Origin of the sequence: Meinhardsimonia xiamenensis (genome assembly GCF_900102905.1) — a bacterium.
Lineage (GTDB): Bacteria > Pseudomonadota > Alphaproteobacteria > Rhodobacterales > Rhodobacteraceae > Meinhardsimonia > Meinhardsimonia xiamenensis.
The window spans coordinates 108,423-131,875 of sequence record NZ_FNFV01000003.1 but is presented as its reverse complement, the minus strand read 5'-3'; the positions used below and the strand labels follow the sequence as shown (position 1 = coordinate 131,875).

Genomic DNA, 23,453 nt, shown 5'->3' with positions numbered 1-23,453 from the left:
CCTTTCCGTGCTTGTCCTGTCCGTGTCGCGTCGTGTGAACCTGAAACCTGTGGGCAGGCGCCCCGATTTCAAGCCGTCCTGACCGGTGTTTTCATCAATACGATCTCTTCCGACATCGTCGGGTGTACCGCAACAGTGCGGTCGAAGTCTTCCTTTGTGGCGCCCATCTTCACCGCGATCCCGGCAAGCTGGATCAGCTCGCCCGCCCCCGGCGCGATGATGTGGCAGCCGAGAACGCGCCGGCTCCGGCGGCAGACGATGAGCTTGTAGAGCGCCCGCTCCTCCCGGCCGATGAAGCTGCCCTGCATCGGGCGGAAGGAGGCGCAATAGACCTCGATCGGCCCCGCCTCGCGCGCCTCCTCCTCGGTCATGCCGACCGCTCCGTATTCGGGTTGGGTGAAGATGGCCGAGGGAACGTTCTCGTGATCGGGCTTCGTCGGGTTGCCGCCAAAGACCGTCTCGACGAAGGCCGCGCCTTCGCGAATGGCCACGGGCGTGAGGTTGACCCGGTCGGTGACATCGCCCACCGCATAGATGGAAGGAACCGAAGTCTGCGAATAGTCATCGACGATCACCTGACCCCAGCGGCCGAGCTCAACGCCGACCTCCTCGAGCCCGAGCCCGGCGGTGTTGGGCTTGCGCCCGGTTGCATAGAGCACCTGGTCGAATACGGCCTCGCGCCCGTCGAAGGCGCGCGCGCGGATGCCGCCGCCCGGTTCGGGGCGCAACCATTCGACATCGGTTCCCACATGCAGGTCGATCCCCCGCGCGCGCATCAGCTCGGCCAGATGTCCGCGGCTTTCGTCATCGAAGCCGCGCAGGATCTGCGCGCCGCGGTAATACTGCGTCACATGGCTGCCAAGGCCGTTGAAGATGCAGGCAAACTCGCAGGCGATATAGCCGCCGCCAACGATCAGGATGCGCTCCGGCAGGGCCGCAAGCTGGAACACCTCGTTCGAGGTGATCGCAAGCTCGATGCCGGGCGTCTCGGCGGGCTTGAAGGGGGCGCCGCCCGTGGCGACCAGGATATGCGCGGCGGTGTGGCTCGAGCCATCAGCGAGCCGGACCGTATGCGGGTCGGCGAGCACCGCGCGCTGGTCGAAGATCGTGACGCCCGCCTTTTGCAGGTTGGCGCGGTAGATGCCTTCGAGCCGGTCGAGTTCGCGCGCCAGACGCTCCTGAAACCCCGGCCAGTCGAAGCCCCCTTTCTCGATCTGCCAGCCATAGCGCGCGGCATCCTCTGCCGCCTCGCCCAGCTCGGAGGCAAAGACCATGAGCTTCTTGGGCACGCAGCCGCGGATCACGCAGGTGCCGCCCATGCGGTATTCTTCCGCCAGCGCCACCCGCGCGCCGCGCTCGGCGGCCATGCGCGCGGCCCGCACCCCGCCCGAGCCCCCGCCGATGACGAACAGATCAAAGTCGAACGCGCTCACCCGCGCCTCCTCGCTGCAGCCTCACGCGGGGGGTATCGCACAGGCGCGCACAAAGGCCAACGCCCCGATGCCCACGGTCAGTCGTCGAGATCGGCGAAGATGTTCTCGCTCTCCACGACTTCGAGGCGCTCCTCCTCGCGCAGGCCAGTGTTGATGTCGTTGATCACCACCCTGCCGTCACCGTGGCCCGTCACCACGATGTCGCAGATGTCGATGAACAGCCCGTTCTCGACCACACCGGGGATCTGGTTCAGCACCAGCGATGTCTGACGGGCGTTGCCGATGCGCTTGAGGTGCAGGTCGAGAATGAAATTGCCCTCGTCGGTGACGTAGGGCGCCTCGCCGTTGAGCCTGAGCGTGGTGGAGTGGCCCAGCACATCGAGCCCCGAGAGCGTCTCCTCCACCAGCGCCTTGGTGGTCTGCCATCCGAAGGGGATGACCTCCACCGGCAGCGGAAACGCGCCGAGCGTCTCCACATGCTTGGAGGCGTCGGCGATCACGATCATCCGGTCGGAAGCGGTGGCGACGATCTTCTCCTGCAGAAGCGCGCCGCCGCCGCCCTTGATGAGGTTGAGCGCCGGGTCCACCTCGTCGGCGCCGTCGATGGTCAGGTCGAGCCACTTGGCCTCGTCGAGGCTGACCACCTTGATGCCGACCCGGCGCGCCAGCTCCGCCGTTCGGCTGGAGGTGGGAACACCGACGATCCTGAGACCCTCCTCGCGCACCAGCTCGCCCAGACAGCGCACCATCCATGCGGCGGTGGAGCCGGTGCCGAGACCGACCTTCATGCCATCCTCGACATATTCCACGGCCCGCCTCGCGGCGACAAACTTGGCGGTGTCGATGGGCGAAAGATTTGCAGACATGGGCGCGGTCCTCCTTCTCGCCCGCGCTTATAGGAAATGGAGCGCGGCTGGGCGAGGGGGATTCGCACGTGCAGGGCACCGTTCATCCTGAAAAGGGATGATCTTGAAGCCGGCGGTCGGAGCATGCAGATGACAGGCGAGGAGGCGCGAAACATGGGGCGCTTGATCTGGCTTTCGCTGGGATGGTTGGCCGTGGGACTCGGCGTATTGGGGATTGTCCTGCCGGGTCTGCCCACGACACCCTTCATGCTGCTCGCGGCCTTTCTCTTTGGCAAGGGCAGCCCGCGGGCGCGCGCCTGGCTCGTGGAACATGCCCATTTCGGCCCGCACATCCGCGCGTGGGAGGCCGAGCGTGCCGTCTCCCCCCGCGCCAAGCGGGCGGCGGTCGTGGCGATGCTCGCTGTCTTCGCGCTCTCGCTCCTTCTGGGGTTGCCGCTCTGGGCGCTCGCACTGCAGGGGCTGGCGATGGGCGGGGCCGCGGCCTTCATCTTGACACGGCCGGAGCCGGGCGACGGCTGAGCCTCAACCGTCCAGCGCCTGGCGGCTGTCCTCGGGGGCCTCGGCGCGGTCTTCCATCGTGTAGTCGCGCATGATCTGGGCCACGCGAATGCGGTAGCCCGCAAAGATGCCCTCCCGCCCCTTCGCCTGCGCCGCGCGATGCGCGGCGCGGTTGCGCCATTCCGCCACCGCCGCCTCGTCGCGGAAGATGCTGAGCGACAGGAGCTTGCCCGGATTGACGAGGCTCTGGAAGCGCTCCACCGAGATGAAGCCGTCGATTTCCTCGATGAGGGGGCGCATCTCGGCGGCAATGTCGAGATACTCCTGCTTGCGCCCCTCGGCCGGTTCCACCTCGAATATCACCGCAATCATGCTACTCTCCCTGCTGTGGCACCGGATTCGGCGCGCGCCATGTCGCAATCCATCCCTTTCCCGTGGCGCCGCTCTGGCAAAACCGCAGGAGACTGCTCAGGAATGGTTGCGGCTCATGTTCGTCTCCGTCTTCGACATGTTCAAGGTGGGTGTGGGGCCTTCCTCCTCCCACACCATGGGGCCGATGGTGGCCGCCGCACGCTTTCTCGAGGCGCTCGCCGCCTCCCCCTTCACCGCGCGCGGTCTGCGCGCCTCGCTGCACGGCTCGCTGGCCTTCACCGGCGTCGGCCACGCCACCGACCGGGCGGTGATCCTTGGCCTCGCCGGCTTCACGCCGGAGGGTTACGACCATGACCGGGCCGAGGCCACGCTGGCCGAGATCCGCGCCCGCCGCGAGGTGACGCCGCCGGGCTTTCCGCCGCTCGCCTTCGACCCCGCGCGCGATCTCGTCTTCGATTACGAGCGCACCCTGCCCGGCCACGCCAATGGCATGATCCTGTCGGCCACCGACGCCCAGGGGGACGTGATCTTCTCGGAGACCTACTATTCGATCGGCGGCGGCTTCGTGATGACCGAGGCGGAGCTGGCCGCGGGCCGGGACCGCGACGAGGGCACGCCCGTGCCCTACCCCTTCCGCAGCGCCGCCGAGATGCTCCAGATGGCGCGCGACTCGGGCCTGTCGATCGCGGCGATGAAGCGGGCCAACGAGCTGACGCGGCGCAGCGCGGGTGAGCTCGATCGCGGGCTTCAGCGCATCTGGGAGGTGATGCGGGCCTGCATGGAGCGGGGGCTTTCAGCCGAAGGCGAGTTGCCCGGCGGGCTGAAGGTGCAAAGGCGCGCGAGCGAGATCCACCGCCGCCTGATGGCCGAGCGCGGCATGAACCTCACGGCCCCCCACACCATCAACGACTGGATCGCCGTCTATGCGATGGCCGTCAACGAGGAGAACGCCGCCGGCGGGCAGGTGGTCACCGCGCCCACCAATGGCGCGGCGGGGGTGGTGCCGGCGGTGATCCGCTACTGGCTTGACCATGTGCCGGGGGCGAGCGCGGCGCGGGTGGGCGAGTTCCTGCTGACCGCGGCGGCGATCGGCGGGCTCATCAAGTACAACGCCTCGATCTCGGGCGCCGAATGCGGCTGTCAGGCCGAGGTGGGCTCGGCCGCGGCGATGGCGGCGGCGGGGCTTGCGGCGGTGATGGGCGGCACGCCGGAGCAGGTGGAGAACGCCGCGGAGATCGCGCTCGAACATCACCTCGGCATGACCTGCGACCCGGTGAAGGGGCTCGTGCAGGTGCCTTGCATCGAGCGCAACGGGCTTGGGGCGATCAAGGCCGTCTCGGCCGCCTCGCTTGCGCTTCGCGGCGACGGCACGCATCTGGTGCCGCTGGATGCCTGCATCGAGACCATGCGCCAGACCGGCCATGACATGAGCGAGAAATACAAGGAGACCTCGCTGGGCGGGCTCGCCGTCAACGTGCCCAACTGCTGAGGCTTCAGCTGGTCTCGACAGGCACCATCGTGCCCTGCATCAGCGCCACCTCGCGCCGCGCGCCGGCCTCGTCTTCGGCAAAGACGCTCGCACGCACCACGGTCAGCCGGCGCCCGGCCCGCACAACCTCGCCTTCCGCAACAACCCGCGCCCCGGCTGCCGGGGCGAGCAGATTGATCTTCATCTCCGCCGTCAGCACTTCCGCGCCCGGCGGCATCAGGCTCAGTGCCGCATAGCCGGCGGCGCTGTCGCCCAGCGCGAAGGTGAGCCCGGCATGGGCGAAGCCGTGCTGCTGGCCCACCGCCTCGCTGATGGGAGCGGCGATGACCACCCGCCCCGGCGCGATCGAGACGATCTCGGCGCCCAGGGTGGCCATGAGGCCCTGGCGCGCGAAACTCTCGCGGATGCGGGCAATGGTCTCGGGCTCGGCTTGCGGGCGCGCGTTCATGGCAGCGAGGCTAGGCTGCGGCGCGGGCGCATGCAATCGCCCATCATGCCCGACGGCGCGCCAGCGTCGGCCCGGAACGGGTATTTGCACCAGGGTGATGGGAACAGGGCAGCGCCTCAACGCCGTGGCATGGGGATGGGGTGCGGGCGCGGGCCGGTGAGGATGGCAAGGGCGCCCTTTTGCATAAGGCCCGTGAGCGCGGGGTCGCGACAGTCGAGACCGCCGGTGTAGGCGCCGAAGGCGGGCAGGATCACCCGCTTGCGGTCGACGAGAAAGCACGGGCGCGTAAGGCTCCGGCCTCCAAGCGCAAGCCGCGCCTTGGGGTGGTAATGGCCCGAGACCTCGCCCGAGGCGCCCCGGCGGGCGATGTGGCGGAAAGTCAGGGGCGGTGCGGGAAGTTCGGCAAGGTGGCTGCCGCCAAGCGCCGGCGGGCCGGGGTCGTGATTGCCGGCGATCCAGGTCCAGCTGCGGCCGGCCATGAGACGAGTGAGCCACAGCCGGGCCTTTTCGTCCAGGGCGTGACCCGCGGCATCGTCATCGAAGCTGTCACCGAGGCAGACCACGCTGCGCGGAGCGAGGGCTGCGATTTCGGCCTCGAGCCGGGCGAGCGTGGCGGCGCTCTCATAGGGCGGCAGCAGGGCGCCGCCCAGGCGCGCGACCCGCTCGGACCTGCCCAGGTGCAGGTCGGAGACCGCGAGAATTCCGCGCTCGGGCCACCAGAGCGCGCCCGAGCCCCGTGCCTCGAGCGCGGCACCGGCAAGGGTGAAGACGTGGCCGCTCATGAAGATCCCGCCCCGACGTCGGCAAGGCCGGCGGCCTGCATGAGCCTCTCGGCCTCGGCGGCGAGCAGCCGCTCGGCGCCCGCCCCATCGATCGGCACGCGGCCGGCCTCGAGCAGGAGCGGCGCGGCAAGCGGCGGCACGCGCTCGCAGGCCACATGCACGATGCGCCCGCCGGTGCGCATGAGCATCTCCTCGATCCGCACGAAATCGACGAGGCCCTTCATTGCCTCCTCCCGGGTGATCCGCATCAGCACATGGTCGGGATCGAAGCGGCGCAGCGTGTCATAGATGATGTCCGAGGAGAAGGCAGCCTGCCGTGCGCTGCGGCGCCCCGAAGGGGCGTTGCGCTCGATCAGCCCGGCGATGATGGCAGCGCAGCGGAAGGTGCGTTTCATCACCGCATTGCCCTGCAGCCAGTCCTCGAACTCGGCCCTCAGCCCGCTGGCATCAAAGAGCGGCGCCGGCTCGGTGACCGGATCGACCGACCAGATCATCACCGCGTAGTCGCTTGCCACGAAGCCGAGCGGGCCGAGCCCCGCCGTCTCCATCCGTCGGGTGAGGAGAAGCCCCAGCGTCTGCATCGCGCTGCGCCCGGCAAAGCCCCAGACGCAGGCATGCGGCCGGCCGTCGTGGGCAAAGGTCTCGACAAGGATCTCCCCGCGCGCCGGCATGCGGGAGACCTGCCGCTGCAGCGCCAGCCACTCGGCGGTGTGGCAGGGCAGCTCCGGCCAGCTCTCACGGGCCAGGAGGGCAAGGATGCGGTCCATGAGCTGGGTGGAGGTTGCGAATTTGGTGCCGGAATAGACCGCCACCTTCGGCCGCTGCGCCGCGGTGGGGCTCACCTCCACCGTCATCTCGCGCATCGCCTCGTGGCGCACCACGCGCCCGCCGATCAGAAAGGTGTCCCCCGGTGTCAGCGTGGCTGCAAAGGCCTCCTCCACCTCGCCAAGCGGCCGGCCGCGCCCGCGCAGGCGCACCTTGACCATGTCGCTGTCCTGTATGGTGCCGATGTTCATGCGGATGCGTGCGGCGGTGCGCGGGTCGCGCAGCTCCCACAGCCCGTCAGGCCGGCGCTTCAGGCGCTGCCAGCGGTCATAGGCACGCAGCGCATAGCCACCCGTGGCGACGAAATCGAGACATGCGTCGAAATCGGCGCGCGAAAGATCGCGGTAGCCGCCGGCGCCGCGCACCTCCTCGTAGAGGGCGTCGGCATCGAACGGACCCGCCGCGGCGGTGATGAGGATGTGCTGGCAGAGCACGTCGCGCGGGCCATTGCCCCGCGGCGCCCCGTCAAGCGCGCGGGCCCGCACCGCCTCGAGCGCGGCCACGCATTCGACCACCTCGAAGCGGTTCGCCGGCACCAGAAGCGCCTTCGAGGGCGCGTTGTAGCGATGGTTGGCGCGGCCGATCCGCTGCACCAGCCGCTTGACGTTCTTCGGCGCGCCCACCTGCACGACGAGATCGACATCGCCCCAGTCGATGCCGAGATCGAGCGTGCCGGTGCACACGACGGCGCGCAGCTTGCCTTCCACCATCGCCGCCTCCACGCGGGCCCGCGCCTCGCGCGCCATCGATCCGTGGTGGATGGCGATCGGCAGGTCATCGTCATTCGCCAGCCACAGATGGTGAAAGAAGATCTCCGCCTGCGCGCGGGTGTTGTGGAAGATCAGCGTCGTGCGATGACGGCGGATCGCGTCGAGGATCTCGGGGATCGCATGCCGCCCGCCGCCCCCGGCCCAGGGCGGGGGCAAGGCAGTCTCCAGCATGGCGATGTCGGGCGCGGGGCCGGGGTCGGCCTGGAGGACGGCGCAGGGAAGGCCCTCGGGGGCCAGCCATTGTGCCAGCGCCCGCGGGTCTTCCACCGTCGCCGATAGCGCCACGCGCCGCAGCCCCGGGGCGAGACGCTCGAGCCGGGCGAGAGCGAGCACGAGCTGGTCACCGCGTTTCGATTCGGCGAGCGCATGCGCCTCGTCCACGATCACCCGCGACAGCGTCCCGAAAAGCTGCGGCGCCTCCGGATAGCTCAGCAGCAGCGCAAGACTCTCGGGCGTGGTCAGAAGAATGTGCGGCGGGTCCACCCGTTGTGCGCGCTTGCGTCCGGCGGACGTGTCGCCGGTGCGGTCCTCGATCCGCACCGCAAGGCCCATTTCGGCAACCGGGACAGACAGGTTGCGCCGGATATCGGCGGCAAGCGCCTTGAGCGGCGAGACATAGAGCGTATGAAGCCCGTCACGCGCGCCCGCGGCAAGCTCGAGGAGGCTTGGCAGAAACCCCGCCAGCGTCTTGCCGCCGCCGGTCGGCGCGACGAGAAGCAACGCCTTGTCTTGCGCGCGCGCCAGCATCTGGCGCTGATGCGGATGCAGCTCCCAGCCGCGCCGCGCCAGCCAGCCGGAAAATGGCTCCGGCAGCATGCTCATCGCACCGCCCCTCTTCTCACCCTGGGCCAAATACCCCCGCCGGAGGCCGGGCGCGCGGGGGCTCGATGCCCCCGCGCGGCCGCTCCCGGCTCAAGCTCATTCCGAAAACAGATCTCCCTGCCCCGGCTCGCGGGGCGCCGCCAACCCCAGATGCGCCCAGGCACGGCGGCCGAGAACCCGCCCGCGCGGCGTGCGGCTCACCAGCCCCTGCTGCAACAGATAGGGCTCGATCACCTCCTCGATGGCATCGCGCGCCTCGCTCAGTGCCGCGGCCAGCGTCTCCACGCCGACCGGCCCGCCGCCGTAGTGCTCGGCGATGAGCCGCAGGTAGCGCCGGTCGGCGCCGTCAAGCCCGAGCTTGTCCACCCCGAGCCGGGTGAGCGCGCGATCGGCGATCTCGCGCGTGAGCCGGCCGTCGCCCTCGACGAGCGCGAAATCCACCACCCGGCGCAGGAGCCGCCCGGCGATGCGCGGCGTGCCGCGGGCACGGGCGGCGATCTCCCGCAACCCCGCCTCTTCGGCCGCGACGCCCAGAAGCCGCGCCCCGCGCGAGACGATCTCGTAAAGCTCCTCGTCGCTGTAGAACTGCAGCCGCACCGGAATGCCGAAACGGTCGCGCAGGGGGGTGGTCAGAAGCCCCAGCCGCGTGGTCGCGCCCACCAGCGTGAAGGGCTGCAGCTCGATGCGCACCGTGCGCGCCGCCGGGCCCTCCCCGATGACAAGGTCAAGCTCGAAATCCTCCATCGCCGGATAGAGCACCTCCTCCACCGCCGGGTTGAGCCGGTGGATCTCGTCGATGAAGAGCACGTCGCGCGCTTCGAGATTGGTCAGGATCGCGGCAAGATCGCCCGCCCGCGCCAGCACCGGCCCGGAGGTCATGCGAAAGTTCACCCCCAACTCGCGGGCGATGATCTGCGCCAGAGTCGTCTTGCCAAGGCCAGGGGGGCCGTGAAAGAGCGCGTGATCCATCGCCGCGCCACGCCGGCGGGCGCTCTCGATGAAGACGGCCAGATTGGCCCGCGCCTCGGCCTGGCCGATGAACTCGTCAAGGCTCTGGGGCCGCAACGCCCGGTCGGCATCCTCGGGGCGCGGCTCGGGGCGCAGGAGCGGGTCCGGTTCGGTCATGGGCGGCGCCTTGCTGTGTGGGTCGCGGCGCCACTCTCGCCGCTTGTCCGCGCGCGGTCAAATGCCGCGCCGCTCAGCTCCAGGGGCCGGTGAAGCGGCGCTGCCGCGCCTGCCACGGGCGCGGCGCGGGATCGGAGGCGCGCCCCATCTCGCGGGCAAGCGCGTGGAGCGCGGCCACGCGGTTCGCAGTGCTCGGATGGGTGGAGAAGAGATTGTCCATCCCCCGCCCCGTGAGCGGATTGACGATGAACAGATGCGCCTCGGCCGGATTCGCCTCGGCATAGGGGTTCGGCACGCGGCGGGCGAGCGCCTCGATGCGCTGGAGCGCGGAGGCAAGCCACAAGGGATGGCCGCAGATCTCGGCACCGGCGCGGTCGGCCGCATACTCGCGCGTCCGCGAGATCGCCATCTGCACCAGAGCGGCGGCAAGCGGGGCGAGGATCATCATCAGGATGGTGGCGAAAATCCCCGGCCCCTCGCGGTCGGAGGGGCGGAAGAAGAAGGCGAAGTTGGCGAGCATCGAGATCGCGCCGGCCAGCGTTGCCGCCACCGCCATGATCAGCGTGTCGCGGTTGCGGATATGGGCAAGCTCGTGGGCGATCACCCCCGCAAGCTCTTCGCGCGAGAGCGCCGCGAGAAGCCCGCGCGTGACCGCGACCGCGCCATGCGCCGGATCGCGGCCGGTGGCGAAGGCGTTGGGCTGGTCGGTCTCCACCAGATAGAGCTTCGGCATCGGCAGCCCGGCGCGCGCGGCAAGCTCGGCCACCATGTCGTGAAGCCAGGGCATCTCGGCGCGGCTGATGGGGCGCGCGGCGTTCATCGCCAGCACCATCCGGTCCGACCCCCACCAGGCGAAGAGGTTCATGCCGCCCGCAATCACGAGCGCGATGATCGCCCCGGTCTGCCCGCCAAGCATCCCGCCGATCACGGCAAAGAGGGCGGTCAGCGCCGCCAGGAGAATGAAGGTGCGAATGGTCGACATCATGCCGGGCCTCGAACGCTCTCGCGCCCTTACGGGCGCTCTCGCGAGGGATATGGAAGGGGGGCTTCACCCGTTCAAGCCTGCAGGCCATGCCGCTCATCCCTTCGGCGCGAGAAGCCGCAGCGCGGCACGGATGAGCGCGGCCGTGTCGGCCTCGGGCTCGGCAGCGGCCGCCTCGGCCACCGCGCGCGCGGCTTCCGACGGCCCATAGCCCAGATTGCCCAGCGCCGAGAGCGCCTCGGCCTGCGCCGTGGCGAAGGTGGGGGGTTGCGGGCGGGACTTCGGAAAAGACGGTTGCGAAGCGGGCTCGGGGGCCATCTCCTCTGGCGCGCCGGCAAGAGGCGCGGCCTCGCCCGCCCCCATCGCCATCACCGCCGGGGCGCGATCCTTCAGCTCGTTGACGACGCGTTGGGCAAGCTTCGGCCCCACGCCATGGGCGGCGCGAATCGCGTTCCAGTCGCCCAGCGCGATGGCCCGGCTCACTCCCTCGGCCCCGAGCGCGCCGATCACGGCGAGCGCCGATTTCGCGCCCACCCCCTGCACCGAGACCAGCAGCCGGAACCATTCCCTTTCCATCAGCGAGGCGAAACCGACGAGCGTGATCGCGTCCTCGCGCACGAGCATCTCCGTCCACAACGCCACCGCCTCGCCCGGGGCGGGGAGCGCGGCGAGCGTCGGCCCGGCGAGCTGGACGACATAACCCACGCCGCCCACATCGACGAGCGCGTGGTCCTCGCCCTTGTAGACCAGCCGGCCTGCAAGCCGCCCGATCATCGCGCGCCCGCCCTCGCCAGTGCCGCCGCCAGCCGGGCGCCTGCCTTGCCGTGGTGGGCATGGCACAGCGCCACCGCCAGCGCGTCGGCGGCATCGGGCCCGGCAATCTGCACGCCCGGAAGCTGCAGACGCACCATGTGGTCGATCTGCCGCTTGGCCGCATGGCCGGTGCCGACGATGGTTTTCTTCACCGTGTTGGGCGCGTATTCCCCCACCGGGAGCCTCGACTCGGCGGCCGCGAGCAGCGCCACCCCGCGCGCCTGCCCGAGCTTGAGCGAGCCGGCGCCGTCGCGGTTGACGAAAGTCTGTTCGATGGCGGCGCAGTCGGGCGCATGGGTCTCGATCACGACCCTCAGGCCCCGATAGAGCGCCAGCAGCCTTTCCGCGAGGGTTTCGCCCGCGCCGTGGCAGAGACCGTTGGCCAGATGGCCGATTCGCCCGCCATCTGCCTCGATCACACCCCAGCCGAGGGTGCGGAGTCCCGGATCAATGCCGAGTATGCGCATGTGCTCGCCTGCCCTGCCCGTGCCCCGTGCGGCCTGACTAGCACGAAACGCGAACATCCGCCAAGCCGCTTCGCGCATGTCCGCCCATGCGCCGCCGGCCACCGGAATGGCGGACGGGCCGCGTCATGCCGGGGCTGCATGGGTGCCATGCGAAAATCATCGTTGTCCGCACGCCGGGGCGCGGCTAGCTGCCCGCCGGTGACACGGCGCCTTGCCGTGCGCAATTCCACATGAAGGAACGCCCAGATGGCCACCTATGAGCAGACCCGCAACATGGCCGGCGGCCACCGGAGCGGTGGTCGCCTGACCAGCCTTTTCGCCACCCTCATTGCCGCGGTTACAGAGTGGAATGACGCGCGGATCACGCGCAAGGCCCTGTCGCGGCTGAGCGACCGCCAGCTCGACGACATCGGGCTCACGCGGGGCGATATCGACCGCATCGCACATTCGCGCCCGAACTGGTAACGGCGCAAGTCGACGCAGCTTGACCGGATCACGGCTCAGGCTGGGCCCGCACAACGGCCGGGTGCCGGGAAGGAGGCTTGCGCGAGGCTTCCGCTCCCGGCCCCGGATCTTCCCGCAAGACAGGCTGTCACCCACCCGCGCGAAAGCCCGCGGACTTGGTCGCCCGGCATCGACTGCCTGAACGCTCGGCGATCGTCCTTGGCATCGCGCCGCGACAGGCGCGCAAATCGCGCGCCATGCGCACCATATGCGCACCTGCAAACTCCGCAGAGGCAGCTACGTCACGATGTAAAAGGCTAGTTGGAGCGGGCGATGAGATTCGAACTCACGACCCTTACCTTGGCAAGGTAATGCTCTACCCCTGAGCTACGCCCGCCCCGTTGGGTGAGCCGGGATTTAGAAAGATTCGCCGCCGGCTTCAAGGGGGAAATTGCCGGGGAGAAAGAAAAATCCTCATCGCCGCCCTCCCCCGCCACCGCTTAGCGAGCGCTTAACCCTGCGCCCGTAGGTTGGGAGCGATTCACAGCTCCAGAAGGGAGGCGACGGGATGCACGCCCTCATCCTTGACGATGACTGCCGCCGGCAGCTTGCATGTTCAATGGCGCTCATGCGCAAGGGCTTCCAGGCAGGCTGCGCAGCCAGTTATCACGTCGCCGAGTCCTGCATTCGCCGGGGCAATGTCGACGTGCTGATCTTGCCCGAGCGCCTTCGCGGAAGGCTCACCCATTCCCTGGCGCTGCTGGCGGAATGGCGCAACCCAGCCGCCGCGACGATCATGCTGAGCGAACGGCAGGGACCGGAAGCGGAAGAGCTGCACCTGCTGCTGCCGAGCCTGCACGCGCTGATGCCCGGCAACATCCGCCCGGCCGAACTCGCCCATGCCGCCCTTGACGCCGTGACCGCCGCGGCAAGGCGCGCCGCCTCGGGCGGGCGGCTGGTGCTCGAGGAGCATCTGCGCATCGATCCCTGGCCGCACTGCCGCCGGGCGCAGCCCGTCCGCGAGGGGCGGGCGCCCCCGATATCGCCAGGAGCCGACCACGCCGCCCGGCCCGGTGGCGCGCCCGAAGCGGCTCAGGCGACGGCGCATGACCCGCAGGCCGAAGCGGGGCGGCTTCTCTTCACCTCCTGCCGGCGCGGTGCACGGGCGCCACTCGTGACCGCGGCCTGACCGGCGGGCCGATCAGTCGCGCCGGGCGGCGCGCGCGCGGGCCAGGCGGCGGTTGCGCGCACGCAGCAGGTTGAGCGCCTCGACGAAACCGGCAAAGACCATGGCGGCGTAAATGAAGCCGCGCTCGACGTGGAAGTGGAAACCGTCGGCCACCAGCGCCATGCCCACCATCACCAGGAAGGCAAGCGCCAGCATCTTTGTCGATGGATGACCTTCGACGAAACGCGCGATCGGCTCGGCCGCCACCATCATCACCAGGATCGCCACGACGACCGCCGCGATCATGACCTCGAGGTGATCGGCAATTCCCACCGCCGTGATCACACTGTCGAGCGAAAAGACGACATCGAGCACCACGATCTGCGCAATGACCGTGGCAAAGCCGGCACTGGCGGGGCGTTCGTCATGGCCGTCGCCTTCGACCTCGTCGAATATCTCGGTGGCAGCCTTCCAGATCAGGAACAGCCCGCCACCCAGCAGGATCATGTCCCGCCAGCTGAACGTGATCGAAAAGGCGGTGAAAAGCGGCTCGGTGAGGGTGATCAGCCAGGCGATCGAGAAGAGCAGGGCGATGCGCATGCCAAGCGCCAGGCCAAGTCCGATCATGCGCGCCGGACGGCGCTGATGCTCCGGCAATCGCGCGGCAGTGATCGAAAGAAAGATCACATTGTCGATGCCGAGAATGATCTCCAGCACCGTCAGGGTCAGGAAGCTCGCCCAGACGCTCGGATCGCTCAGCAGCTCCGTCATTGGCATTGTCATCCTCCTCCGACCGGCGCCCATCGTCTGCCGCTGGCCCGCGGCACGTCGGCAAGCCGGCGTTATTCGCCGATCTCGACCAGAAGATCCTTGGCGTCGATCTGGTCGCCAGGGCGCACATGCACCGCCTTCACCGTACCTTCGCGCTCGGCATGGATCGCCGTCTCCATCTTCATCGCCTCGATCGTCAGGATGAGATCACCCGGCTTCACCCGCGCCCCCTCGCCAACCGCGACCGAGGCCACCACGCCCGGCATCGGGGCGCCGAGATGAGCCGGATTTGCCGGATCGGCCTTGGGACGCACGGGCTTTGTCTCCTGCACAGCGCGGTTGGGGACACGCACCATGCGCGGCTGGCCGTTGAGCTCGAAGAAGACGCTGACATTGCCATCCTCGCGCGTCTCGCCCACCGCCTGCAGCCTGATCTCCAGAGTCTTGCCCGGATCGATCTCGGCGGAGATCTCCTCGCCCGGCTCCATGCCGTAGAAGAAGGTCTTTGTCGGCAGCGTGCGCACCGGCCCGTAGATCGCGTGCCGCTTCATGTAGTCGACGAAGACCTTCGGATACATCAGGTAGCCGTTGAGATCCTCGTCGTCGATGTTCTCGCCGCAGAGCTTCTCCGCCTCGGCCCGCGCCGCCTCGAGATCGGCCGGCGGCAGATGCTTGCCGGGCCGGTCGGTGAACGGCGTCTCGCCCTTCAGCGCCTTCTTCACCAGCACCTCGGGCCAGCCCCCCGGCGGCTGGCCGAGATTGCCGCGCAGCATGTCCACCACGCTGTCGGGAAAGGCGACCTCCACCTCCGGGTCCAGCACCTGTTCAGGGGTCAACCCCTGGGCCACCATCATCAGCGCCATGTCGCCCACAACCTTGGACGAAGGCGTGACCTTCACGATGTCGCCGAACATGCGGTTCACCGCGGCATACATCTCGGCCACCTCGTGCCAGCGCTCCTCGAGCCCCAGCGCACGCGCCTGCGCCTTGAGGTTGGTGAACTGCCCGCCCGGCATCTCGTGCAGATAGACCTCCGACGAGGGCGCCTGCAGCCCCGATTCGAAGGCGGCGTAATGGGCGCGCACCGCCTCCCAGTAGTTGGAGATCTCGCGGATCGCGCCGATGTCGAGCCCGGTGTCGCGGGCGGTGTGGCGCAGCGCCTCGACGACGGTGCCGAGCGTGGCCTGGCTGGTGTTGCCCGAAAGCGCGTCCATCGCGCAGTCCACCGCATCCACTCCCGCCTCGGCCGCGGCAAGGATCGTGCCGCAGGCGATACCCGCCGTGTCATGGGTGTGGAAGTGGATGGGCAGGCCCACCTCCTCCTTCAGCGCGGTGAAAAGCGCCGTGGCCGCCGCCGGTTTCAGGAGGCCCGCCATGTCCTTGATGCCGAGGATGTGGGCGCCGGCCGCCTCCAGCTCGCGGGCCATGTTGACGTAGTATTTCAGGTCGTATTTCGAACGCGCCGGATCGAGAAGATCGCCCGTGTAGCAGATCGTGCCCTCGCAGACCTTGCCGGTCTCGATCACCGCGTCCATGGCGACGCGCATGTTCTCGACCCAGTTGAGCGAATCGAAGACGCGGAAGATGTCCACCCCCGAGGCCGCCGCCTGGCGCACGAAGCTGACCACCACATTGTCGGGGTAGTTGGTGTAGCCGACGGCGTTCGAGGCGCGCAGGAGCATCTGGGTGAGAAGGTTCGGCATCGCCGCGCGCAGATCGCGCAGCCGCTGCCAGGGGCATTCCTGCAGGAAGCGGTAGGCCACGTCGAAGGTGGCACCGCCCCAGCACTCGACCGAAAACAGCGTGGGCAGGTTCGCCGCATAGGCAGGCGCCACGCGGATCATGTCGATCGAGCGCATGCGCGTGGCCAGAAGCGACTGGTGGCCGTCGCGCATGGTTGTGTCGGTGATCAGGAGCCGCTCCTGCGCCTTCATCCACTCGGCAAGCCCTTCGGGGCCGCGCTCCTCGAGGATCTGGCGCGTGCCCGGCGGCGGCGTCTCGGCCCTCAGTCGCGGCGGCTCGGGCGTCTTGAGCCCCTCGGGCGGGCGCGGGCGCGTCTTGGTCTCCGGGTGGCCGTTGACGGTGACGTCGGCGATGTAGGTGAGGATCTTCGTCGCCCGGTCCCGGCGCGGGGCGAAATCGAAGAGCTCCGGCGTCTCGTCGATGAACTTGGTGTGATACTCGTTGTTCAGGAAGGTCGGGTGCTTCAGCAGGTTCTCGACGAAGGCGATGTTCGTGGCCACGCCGCGGATGCGGAATTCGCGCAAGGCCCGATCCATCCGCGCAATCGCCGCCTCGGGCGTGGGCGCCCATGCGGTGACCTTTTCCAAAAGAGAGTCATAGTAGCGGGTGATGACCGCGCCCGAATAGGCGGTGCCGCCGTCAAGGCGGATGCCCATGCCCGTGGCGCCGCGATAGGCGGTTATGCGGCCATAGTCGGGGATGAAGTTGTTGAGCGGATCCTCGGTGGTGATCCGGCACTGGATGGCGTGGCCGTTGAGCTGCACGTCATGTTGAGCGGCAACGCCCGTGGCCTCGACGAGGCTCTTGCCCTCGGCGATGCGGATCTGGGCCTGGACGATGTCGATGCCGGTCACCTCCTCGGTGACCGTATGCTCGACCTGGATGCGGGGATTGACCTCGATGAAGTAGAATTCGCCCGTCTCCATGTCCATGAGGAACTCGACGGTGCCAGCGTTCTGGTAGCCGACCGCCTCGGCGATCCTCTTGCCGAGCGCGCAGAGCGTCTCGCGCTGGGCGGGGGAGAGGTAGGGCGCCGGCGCACGCTCGACGACCTTCTGATTGCGCCGCTGCACCGAGCAGTCGCGCTCCCACAGGTGGTAGATGTTGCCCTGGGAGTCGCCGAGGATCTGCACCTCGACATGGCGCGCGCGGGGGATCATCTTTTCAAGATACCCCTCGCCGTTGCCGAAGGCGGCCTCGGCCTCGCGCCGGCCCTCGAGGATCTTCGCCTCAAGCTCGTCCGGCCCGAAGATCGGGCGCATGCCGCGCCCGCCGCCGCCCCAACTGGCCTTGAGCATCAGAGGATAGCCGATCTTCTCGGCCGCGGCGCGGATCGCCTCCATGTCGTCGCCCAGCACATCGGTGGCCGGGATCACCGGCACCCCCGCCGCAATGGCCACCTTGCGGGCACTTGCCTTGTCGCCAAGCGCGCGCATGGTCTCCGCCTTCGGGCCGATGAAGGCGAGACCCGCCGCCTCGCAGGCCTCCACGAATTCGGGGTTCTCGCTGAGAAGCCCGTAGCCCGGATGCACCGCGTCCGCGCCGCTCTGGCGCGCCACGCGAATGATCTCGGGAATGGAGAGGTAGGCCGCCACCGGCCCGAGCCCGCCGCCGATCTTGTAGGCCTCATCGGCCTTGAAGCGGTGGAGACTCAGCTTGTCCTCCTCCGCGTAGACCGCCACCGTCTTCTTGCCCAGCTCATTGGCCGCGCGCATCACACGGATGGCGATCTCGCCGCGGTTGGCGACAAGGATCTTGCGGAATTCGGCCATGCCTGCCCTCCCCGATTTCGCAGTTGCAGCATCTCTAGGGGAAAGCGCGCCAGCGGTAAACATCCCAGCGCGCCCGAACGCGCCGCCGCTATGGCGCGCGCGCGACGGGGCCGATCAGCGGCACATGACGCGCCTCTTCGGGCCGGGCAATGCCGAGCTGGCCCATGTTGGCCTTCAGATCCTCGGTGAGAATGTGCACCACATGCGCGGCCCCTCGCCGGCCAAAGGCGGCAAGCCCGTAATGGAAGGCGCGGCCAAGCATGACGAAATCCGCCCCGAGCGCGAAGGCGCGCAGGATGTCGAGCCCGCTCTCGACGCCGGAGTCGAAGATGACGGGAAAGCCGGCCGGCACGGCGGCACGGATGGCCGCCAGCACCTCGATCGTCGACGGAGCGGCGTCAAACTGCCGTCCGGCGTGATTCGACACCCAGACGGCGTCCACCCCGGCCCCGACCAGCGCCGCCGCGTCGTCGGCGCGCAGCACCCCCTTGACCACCAGCGGCCCCTTCCAGGCATCGCGCAGACGCGCGAGATAGTCGCGGTCGGGCGACGTGCGCAGCAAATAACCGATGTGCTGAGTCGAGGGCAGCGGGCCGCGATGGCTCCTGTAGCTTTCCATGAACCGCAGCCGCGGCATGCCATGGCGAAGCGTTCCGAGCGCCCAGGCCGGGCGGATCGCCGTTTGTGCCATGATCCGCGGCGTCAGCCGCGGCGGGTGGGTCAAGCCGCCCTTGCGCTGACGCTCGCGGCGGCTGGCCACGGGCACATCGACGGTCAGCACCAGCGTGCGGAACCCTGCCGAACGCGCCCGCCGCAGCATGTCGGTCAGAATCTCACGGTCACGCGGCGGGTAGAGCTGGAACCAGCCCGCTTCTGCCACATGCGGGCCGACCTCCTCGGGCGTGCGCGTCGCCACCGTGGAAAGACAGTAGGGTATGTTCGTCGCGCCGGCCATTCCGGCGAGGATGCGCTCGGCATCGGGCCACATCAGCCCCGACATGCCCACCGGCGCGATCCCGAAAGGCCGGCTCCACTCCCGGCCGAGGAGCTGCGTGGAGAGATCCGGCGCGATCTCGCCGTGCAGTATGGAAGGCACAAGCCGCACCGAATCGAGCATCTCGCGATTGCGGCGCAGGGTCGATTCCGACCCGGTCGCGCTGTCGAGATAGTCCCACACAAAGCGCGGGATTCGCCGCCGCGCGCGTGCGGCGAGATCGCTGATGGCAGGATGGCTGTGGTCCAGATCCATGGCCAACCCATACGCGCCCGCGCCGCCCCCGACAATCCGGCAGGCGCGACCAATCCGGCGGACACGACCAGTCCTGCAGCCGCGGCGTGGCGGCGCGTGCTGCACACGGGCAGGTGCGGGCGCTCAGGCGCTCAACCGGGCACGTCGCGTTCGCCCGCCGATTGCGCACTCCCGCCACCAGCCCGCATGCGCGGGAGCCGCGCCAGCCTTTCTGCCGCGTTCCGCGAACCATCCGCGCCCGCCACGCCGGGCGCCGCGCCCACGCCTGCGCCGCCGCGCGTCGCGGTCACGCCCGCGCCAGCACAGGCGACAACGCGATTGCGCCCCTGGGCCTTGGCCGCGTAAAGCGCTCGGTCGGATGCAAGGATCAGCTCCTGCACCATCGCCGCATCGCGCGGAAACTCCGCAACCCCGACCGAAATGGTGATCCGCGGCAGCATTCTGTCGCCGTAACGCACCTCGATCGCCTCCACCGCCGCCCGCAGCGCCTCGGCGCGCGCAAGTGCAGCCTCGCCGCCCACACCGGGCAGCACGAGGGCGAATTCCTCACCTCCGGGCCGGCAGGCGATCTCCTCGCCGGAGACCGACTGATCGAGCACCGTGGCCACGGCCCTGAGCACCATGTCGCCCGCGTCATGGCCGTGGTTGTCGTTGAATTTCTTGAAATGATCGACGTCGATCGCCAGCAGCGCAACCGGCTCGCCACCGTTGCGCGCCCGCTCGGTGAGCGCGCGCAGCCGGTCCATCATGTGGCGGCGGTTGTAGAGCCCGGTCAGCGGGTCGCGCACGGACTGTTCCTGAAGCTGATCGCGTAGCCGCACATTGGCGATCGCCATCGAGATCTGCTCGGCACAGATCTGGGCGAGCTTGCGCGACTCGCGAAACTCCGCCGCGGTCTCCTCCGGAGCCGCGCGAAGGTGCATCAGCCCCACCGTCTCGCCATGCGCAAGGATCGGGAAGCAGAAGTAGGGCCTGCCGTCGTGGGGCTCCACATGCGCGCATGAGAAGCTGACCTCGGTCGTGCCATGCACGAAGGTGCGGCCGCGCCTGAGCGCCCAGCAGGAATCGGGGCGGATGTGATCCTCGACCTCCATGCCATTCCAGCCCACGCCACCGTCGAGCACATCGCGCGAATTGGAATAGACATAGATCGCCCCCTCGCTGAGCGGCATGATATGGCCCATGAAGCGCGAAATCATGCCAAACAGCTCGTCAAGCGTCGAAGCCGACTGCAGCCACTCGTTGAGGTCGCTGAGCAGCTGAACCTCGCGGGCGAGCTTCACCTGTTCGGCCATGATCTGCGCATCCCGCTCGGCCCGCTCGCGCAATTCGTTCAGCCGCCGCCGGCTGGCGCGGGTCGTCATGATCAGCCCGACGATCGTGACCGCAAGCCCAAGCGAGCCGAGCCCGCCGATGACGCTGCGCAGCAGCCGCACGACCGGGCGGCGGGTGTCGGTGATGTCGGAGTGGAACTCCATCGCGCCCACGAGCCGTCCATCCCTCTCAACGGTGCGATAGACGGTCGCCACCCAGCGCAACTCCTCCCGATCACCCGGGTTGGCGGCGTGGAGCCAGAGATTGTCCACCTCCCCTTCGTGCAGGGGGCGCAAGCTTGCGACGGTTTCACCGCGCAGCACGTCAGGCGGGAGGCTCTCGTCCATCACACCCTCGCCGCCGCCGCGGCTCGACCATATGAGCCGGCCCCCGGCGTCGAACAGGCGCAGGAGGAAGATGTCGGAGGCATGGGTGACGCGGGCGAGCGACTCGCGGTCGGCGCGCGAGAATTCGCCGCTCTCGAACACCGTCGAACCGCCAAGGAGCAGCCCAAGGATCTGGCGGCGCCAGAGCTCCGACTTTCGCACCACATCGCGCAACAGAAGCTGATCGGCCGCCGGCTCGGGCACCAGCACAACCACCGCGACCGTGACCGCGATGGCCGCAGGAACGAACATCGCCAGCCAGCGCAGGCCGCGATGACGCAAGAGCGCCCCGTAGCGGAGCAAACCCCGCCGAATCACTCGCGCGACGCCCTTCGGCGCCCGTGTCGCAGCTGCCAACATCTCGCACTCCGCCCAGACCGCGCCTGCGGCCGACTGGCCCCGTTGCGGCACACTGGGCGAGAAACCTTAAGGACCCGTTAGACGCCGCGCGGGAATTCGTGGCGCAAAGCGCACGGCGCAGCATTGCCGGCGCTTGCGAACATTTGCCGAACAGGCGCTTTTCAGGCCGCCTGCCATGGGCTATCTAGGAGCCATGACCATGCCCGAAGACGCTTCTGCCCCCGGCACCCTGTCGGCCCGCGCGCTCGCCGCCGGGCGCCCTGCGCCGTACCTGGAGGGTCTCAACCCCGCCCAGCGCGAAGCCGTCGAGGCGCTCGATGGCCCGGTGCTGATGCTTGCCGGGGCGGGCACGGGCAAGACGCGGGCGCTGACCGCGCGCATCGCGCATCTTCTGCACACCGGCACCGCGCGGCCCAACGAGATTCTGGCCGTGACCTTCACCAACAAGGCTGCGCGCGAGATGAAGGAGCGCGTCTCGCAACTGCTCGGCCAGACGGTGGAAGGCATGCCCTGGCTCGGAACCTTCCACGCCATCTGCGTGAAGCTCTTGCGTCGCCATGCCGAGCTTGTGGGGCTCAAGCCGAACTTCACCATTCTCGACACCGACGACCAGGTGCGGCTGCTGAAACAGCTGATCCTGGCCGCGAACATCGACGAGAAGCGCTGGCCGGCCCGCCAGCTTGCCGCGATCATCGACAACTGGAAGAACCGCGCCTGGACGCCCGACAAGGTGCCGGCAGGCGAAGCGAATGCCTTCAACCGGCAGGGCATTGCGCTTTACGCCCAGTATCAGGAACGGTTGCGCGAGCTCAACGCCGTCGACTTCGGCGACCTGCTCCTGCACGTGCTGGCGATCTTCCAGGGCCATGATGACATTCTCGAACAATACCGCCGCTGGTTTCGTTACATCCTCGTCGACGAGTATCAGGATACCAACATCGCCCAGTATCTTTGGCTGAGGCTTCTCGCCGGCGGGCATCGCAACATCTGCTGCGTGGGCGACGACGATCAGTCGATCTATGGCTGGCGCGGGGCGGAGGTGGGCAACATCCTGCGCTTCGAGAAGGACTTTCCCGGCGCCCGCGTGATCCGGCTCGAGCAGAACTACCGCTCGACGCCGCATATCCTTGCCACCGCCTCGAAGCTGATCGCGGCCAATGCCGGGCGGCTTGGCAAGACGCTCTGGACCGACCGCGCGGAGGGCGAGAAGGTCCGCCTCATCGGCCATTGGGACGGCGAGGAGGAGGCGCGCTGGATCGGCGATGAGATCGAGGCGATGCAGAAGGGCACGCGCGGCATGCGCGCCTTCGGCTTGGACGAAATCGCCATTCTGGTGCGCGCCTCGCATCAGATGCGCGCCTTCGAGGACAGATTCCTGACCATCGGCCTGCCCTACCGGGTGATCGGCGGGCCGCGCTTTTACGAGCGGCGCGAGATCCGCGATGCCATGGCCTATTTTCGCCTCGCCGTCTCGCCCGATGACGACCTCGCTTTCGAGCGCATTGCCAACACGCCCAAGCGCGGCATCGGCGACAAGGCGATGCAGGTGATCCAGCGCACGGCGCGCGAGGCGGGCGTGCCGCTGCTCGAGGGGGCCCGCAGGGCGGCCGAGAGCGGGGCGCTGACCGGCAAGGCGAAGGGCGAGATGCTGCGCCTTGCCGCCGCCTTCGCCCGCTGGCACGCGCTGGCGCTCGACCCGAAGGCCTCCCACATCGAGCTCGCCGAGCAGATCCTCGACGAGTCGGGCTACACGGAGATGTGGCAGAACGACAAGACACCCGAGGCGCCGGGGCGGCTCGAGAACCTCAAGGAACTCGTGAAGGCGCTTGAGGAATTTGAAAACCTTCAGGGCTTTCTCGAGCATGTCGCGCTGATCATGGACAACGACACCGAGGCGGAAGGTGCGAAAGTGTCAATCATGACGCTGCACGCCGCCAAGGGGCTCGAGTTTCCGGCGGTGTTCCTGCCGGGCTGGGAGGACGGGCTCTTTCCCTCGCAGCGCTCGATGGACGAGAACGGCCTCAAGGGCCTCGAGGAGGAGCGGCGGCTTGCCTATGTCGGCATCACCCGGGCAGAGGAGCTCTGCACCATCTCATTCGCCGCCAATCGCCGCGTCTATGGGCAGTGGCAGTCCGCCCTGCCCTCGCGCTTCATCGACGAGCTGCCCGAGGAGCATGTCGAGGTTCTCACCCCGCCGGGCCTCTACGGCGGGGGCTACGGCGCCGCCGCGACGGCGCACGGCAGCGGACTGGAGGCGCGCGCGGCACGGGCCGATGTCTACAACTCGCCCGGCTGGCGGCGGCTGCAGGAGCGCTCGGCCGAGCGCGGCATGAGCCAGCCGCGCGCCGCGCGCCATCAGGTGATCGACCTCGAGGCGGTTTCGGCCTTCACCGAGGGCGACCGGGTGTTTCACGACAAGTTCGGCTACGGCGTTGTCTGCGCGATCGAGGGCGACAAGCTGGAGATCGCCTTTGACAAAGCCGGCCGCAAGAAGGTGGTGGCAAGCTTCGTCGTTGCCGCCGACGCCGCCTCCGACGTGCCGTTCTGAGCGCCC

At 68.9% G+C, this 23,453-nt stretch carries 19 protein-coding genes and 1 tRNA gene; 5 read left to right on the top strand and 15 right to left on the bottom strand.

Translation table 11 applies throughout. The features are described from left to right. Nucleotides 1-68: 68 nt before the first annotated feature. Both gor and rpiA read right to left on the bottom strand, forming a co-directional pair. Complete coding sequence (gene gor / locus BLQ14_RS07430) at nucleotides 69-1,433, bottom strand: glutathione-disulfide reductase (RefSeq protein ID WP_092499750.1); 1,365 nt, start codon at nucleotides 1,431-1,433, stop codon at nucleotides 69-71. A 77-nt stretch (nucleotides 1,434-1,510) separates the two neighbouring features. Next, nucleotides 1,511-2,299, bottom strand: coding sequence for a ribose-5-phosphate isomerase RpiA (gene rpiA, locus BLQ14_RS07425; RefSeq protein WP_092499748.1), 789 nt, complete (start codon nucleotides 2,297-2,299; stop codon nucleotides 1,511-1,513). Between the two features lie 153 nt (nucleotides 2,300-2,452). Here rpiA and BLQ14_RS07420 point away from each other — a divergent pair, with 153 nt between their 5' ends. Next, on the top strand, nucleotides 2,453-2,818 hold the full coding sequence (locus tag BLQ14_RS07420; protein ID WP_092500211.1) for a YbaN family protein: 366 nt from the start codon (nucleotides 2,453-2,455) through the stop codon (nucleotides 2,816-2,818). Nucleotides 2,819-2,821: 3 nt separating this feature from the next. Here BLQ14_RS07420 and BLQ14_RS07415 read toward each other — a convergent pair whose 3' ends face one another. Further along, nucleotides 2,822-3,169, bottom strand: coding sequence for an antibiotic biosynthesis monooxygenase family protein (locus BLQ14_RS07415; RefSeq protein WP_092499746.1), 348 nt, complete (start codon nucleotides 3,167-3,169; stop codon nucleotides 2,822-2,824). 115 nt (nucleotides 3,170-3,284) lie between these two features. Between BLQ14_RS07415 and BLQ14_RS07410 the strand changes: the two genes are divergently transcribed. After that, nucleotides 3,285-4,658 carry an L-serine ammonia-lyase gene (locus tag BLQ14_RS07410; protein WP_092499744.1) on the top strand — a complete coding sequence of 458 codons (1,374 nt, stop codon included), beginning with the start codon at nucleotides 3,285-3,287 and terminating at the stop codon, nucleotides 4,656-4,658. 4 nt (nucleotides 4,659-4,662) lie between these two features. On the opposite strand, the gene BLQ14_RS07405 is transcribed toward BLQ14_RS07410, so the two are convergent. From BLQ14_RS07405 to ruvC, 7 genes are all read right to left on the bottom strand, one after another. Next, nucleotides 4,663-5,106 carry a PaaI family thioesterase gene (locus BLQ14_RS07405; RefSeq protein WP_092499742.1) on the bottom strand — a complete coding sequence of 148 codons (444 nt, stop codon included), beginning with the start codon at nucleotides 5,104-5,106 and terminating at the stop codon, nucleotides 4,663-4,665. Nucleotides 5,107-5,222: 116 nt separating this feature from the next. Continuing rightward, complete coding sequence (gene pdeM, locus BLQ14_RS07400; protein ID WP_092499740.1) at nucleotides 5,223-5,888, bottom strand: ligase-associated DNA damage response endonuclease PdeM; 666 nt, start codon at nucleotides 5,886-5,888, stop codon at nucleotides 5,223-5,225. Next, a complete protein-coding gene (locus BLQ14_RS07395) occupies nucleotides 5,885-8,305 on the bottom strand; it encodes a ligase-associated DNA damage response DEXH box helicase (protein WP_092499738.1) in 2,421 nt (806 codons plus the stop codon). The genes pdeM and BLQ14_RS07395 overlap by 4 nt, the downstream gene beginning before the upstream one ends. Before the next feature lie 96 nt (nucleotides 8,306-8,401). After that, the gene (gene ruvB, locus BLQ14_RS07390; RefSeq protein WP_092499736.1) at nucleotides 8,402-9,430 is read right to left on the bottom strand and encodes a Holliday junction branch migration DNA helicase RuvB; all 1,029 of its coding nucleotides are present in this window, start codon (nucleotides 9,428-9,430) and stop codon (nucleotides 8,402-8,404) included. 73 nt (nucleotides 9,431-9,503) lie between these two features. Beyond that, nucleotides 9,504-10,412, bottom strand: coding sequence for a zinc metalloprotease HtpX (htpX, locus tag BLQ14_RS07385; RefSeq protein ID WP_092500210.1), 909 nt, complete (start codon nucleotides 10,410-10,412; stop codon nucleotides 9,504-9,506). 96 nt (nucleotides 10,413-10,508) lie between these two features. After that, the gene (gene ruvA / locus BLQ14_RS07380; protein WP_092499734.1) at nucleotides 10,509-11,186 is read right to left on the bottom strand and encodes a Holliday junction branch migration protein RuvA; all 678 of its coding nucleotides are present in this window, start codon (nucleotides 11,184-11,186) and stop codon (nucleotides 10,509-10,511) included. Then, a complete protein-coding gene (gene ruvC / locus BLQ14_RS07375) occupies nucleotides 11,183-11,692 on the bottom strand; it encodes a crossover junction endodeoxyribonuclease RuvC (protein WP_092499732.1) in 510 nt (169 codons plus the stop codon). Before ruvC ends, ruvA begins: the two co-directional genes overlap by 4 nt. 246 nt (nucleotides 11,693-11,938) lie before the next feature. Here ruvC and BLQ14_RS07370 point away from each other — a divergent pair, with 246 nt between their 5' ends. Beyond that, nucleotides 11,939-12,157 (top strand): DUF1127 domain-containing protein, encoded by a 219-nt coding sequence (locus BLQ14_RS07370; protein WP_092499730.1) that lies wholly within the window; start codon nucleotides 11,939-11,941, stop codon nucleotides 12,155-12,157. A gap of 301 nt (nucleotides 12,158-12,458) precedes the next feature. On the opposite strand, the gene BLQ14_RS07365 is transcribed toward BLQ14_RS07370, so the two are convergent. After that, a tRNA-Gly gene (locus BLQ14_RS07365) sits at nucleotides 12,459-12,533 on the bottom strand. A 171-nt stretch (nucleotides 12,534-12,704) separates the two neighbouring features. Between BLQ14_RS07365 and BLQ14_RS07360 the strand changes: the two genes are divergently transcribed. Then, a complete protein-coding gene (locus BLQ14_RS07360) occupies nucleotides 12,705-13,325 on the top strand; it encodes a hypothetical protein (protein ID WP_092499729.1) in 621 nt (206 codons plus the stop codon). 12 nt (nucleotides 13,326-13,337) lie between these two features. On the opposite strand, the gene BLQ14_RS07355 is transcribed toward BLQ14_RS07360, so the two are convergent. The 4 genes from BLQ14_RS07355 to BLQ14_RS07340 form a co-directional block, all read right to left on the bottom strand. Then, nucleotides 13,338-14,075: a TerC family protein gene (locus BLQ14_RS07355; RefSeq protein WP_092499727.1), complete on the bottom strand. Its 738-nt coding sequence runs from the start codon at nucleotides 14,073-14,075 to the stop codon at nucleotides 13,338-13,340. Between the two features lie 71 nt (nucleotides 14,076-14,146). Next, entirely contained in the window at nucleotides 14,147-17,590 is a 3,444-nt protein-coding gene (locus BLQ14_RS07350) for a pyruvate carboxylase (RefSeq protein ID WP_092499725.1), read from the bottom strand. Between the two features lie 88 nt (nucleotides 17,591-17,678). Next, on the bottom strand, nucleotides 17,679-18,839 hold the full coding sequence (locus BLQ14_RS07345) for an alpha-hydroxy acid oxidase (RefSeq protein WP_092499723.1): 1,161 nt from the start codon (nucleotides 18,837-18,839) through the stop codon (nucleotides 17,679-17,681). Nucleotides 18,840-18,970: 131 nt separating this feature from the next. Continuing rightward, entirely contained in the window at nucleotides 18,971-20,842 is a 1,872-nt protein-coding gene (locus BLQ14_RS07340; protein WP_092499721.1) for a sensor domain-containing diguanylate cyclase, read from the bottom strand. A gap of 232 nt (nucleotides 20,843-21,074) precedes the next feature. Between BLQ14_RS07340 and BLQ14_RS07335 the strand changes: the two genes are divergently transcribed. After that, the gene (locus BLQ14_RS07335) at nucleotides 21,075-23,447 is read left to right on the top strand and encodes an ATP-dependent helicase (protein WP_245657004.1); all 2,373 of its coding nucleotides are present in this window, start codon (nucleotides 21,075-21,077) and stop codon (nucleotides 23,445-23,447) included. Nucleotides 23,448-23,453 lie beyond the last annotated feature (6 nt).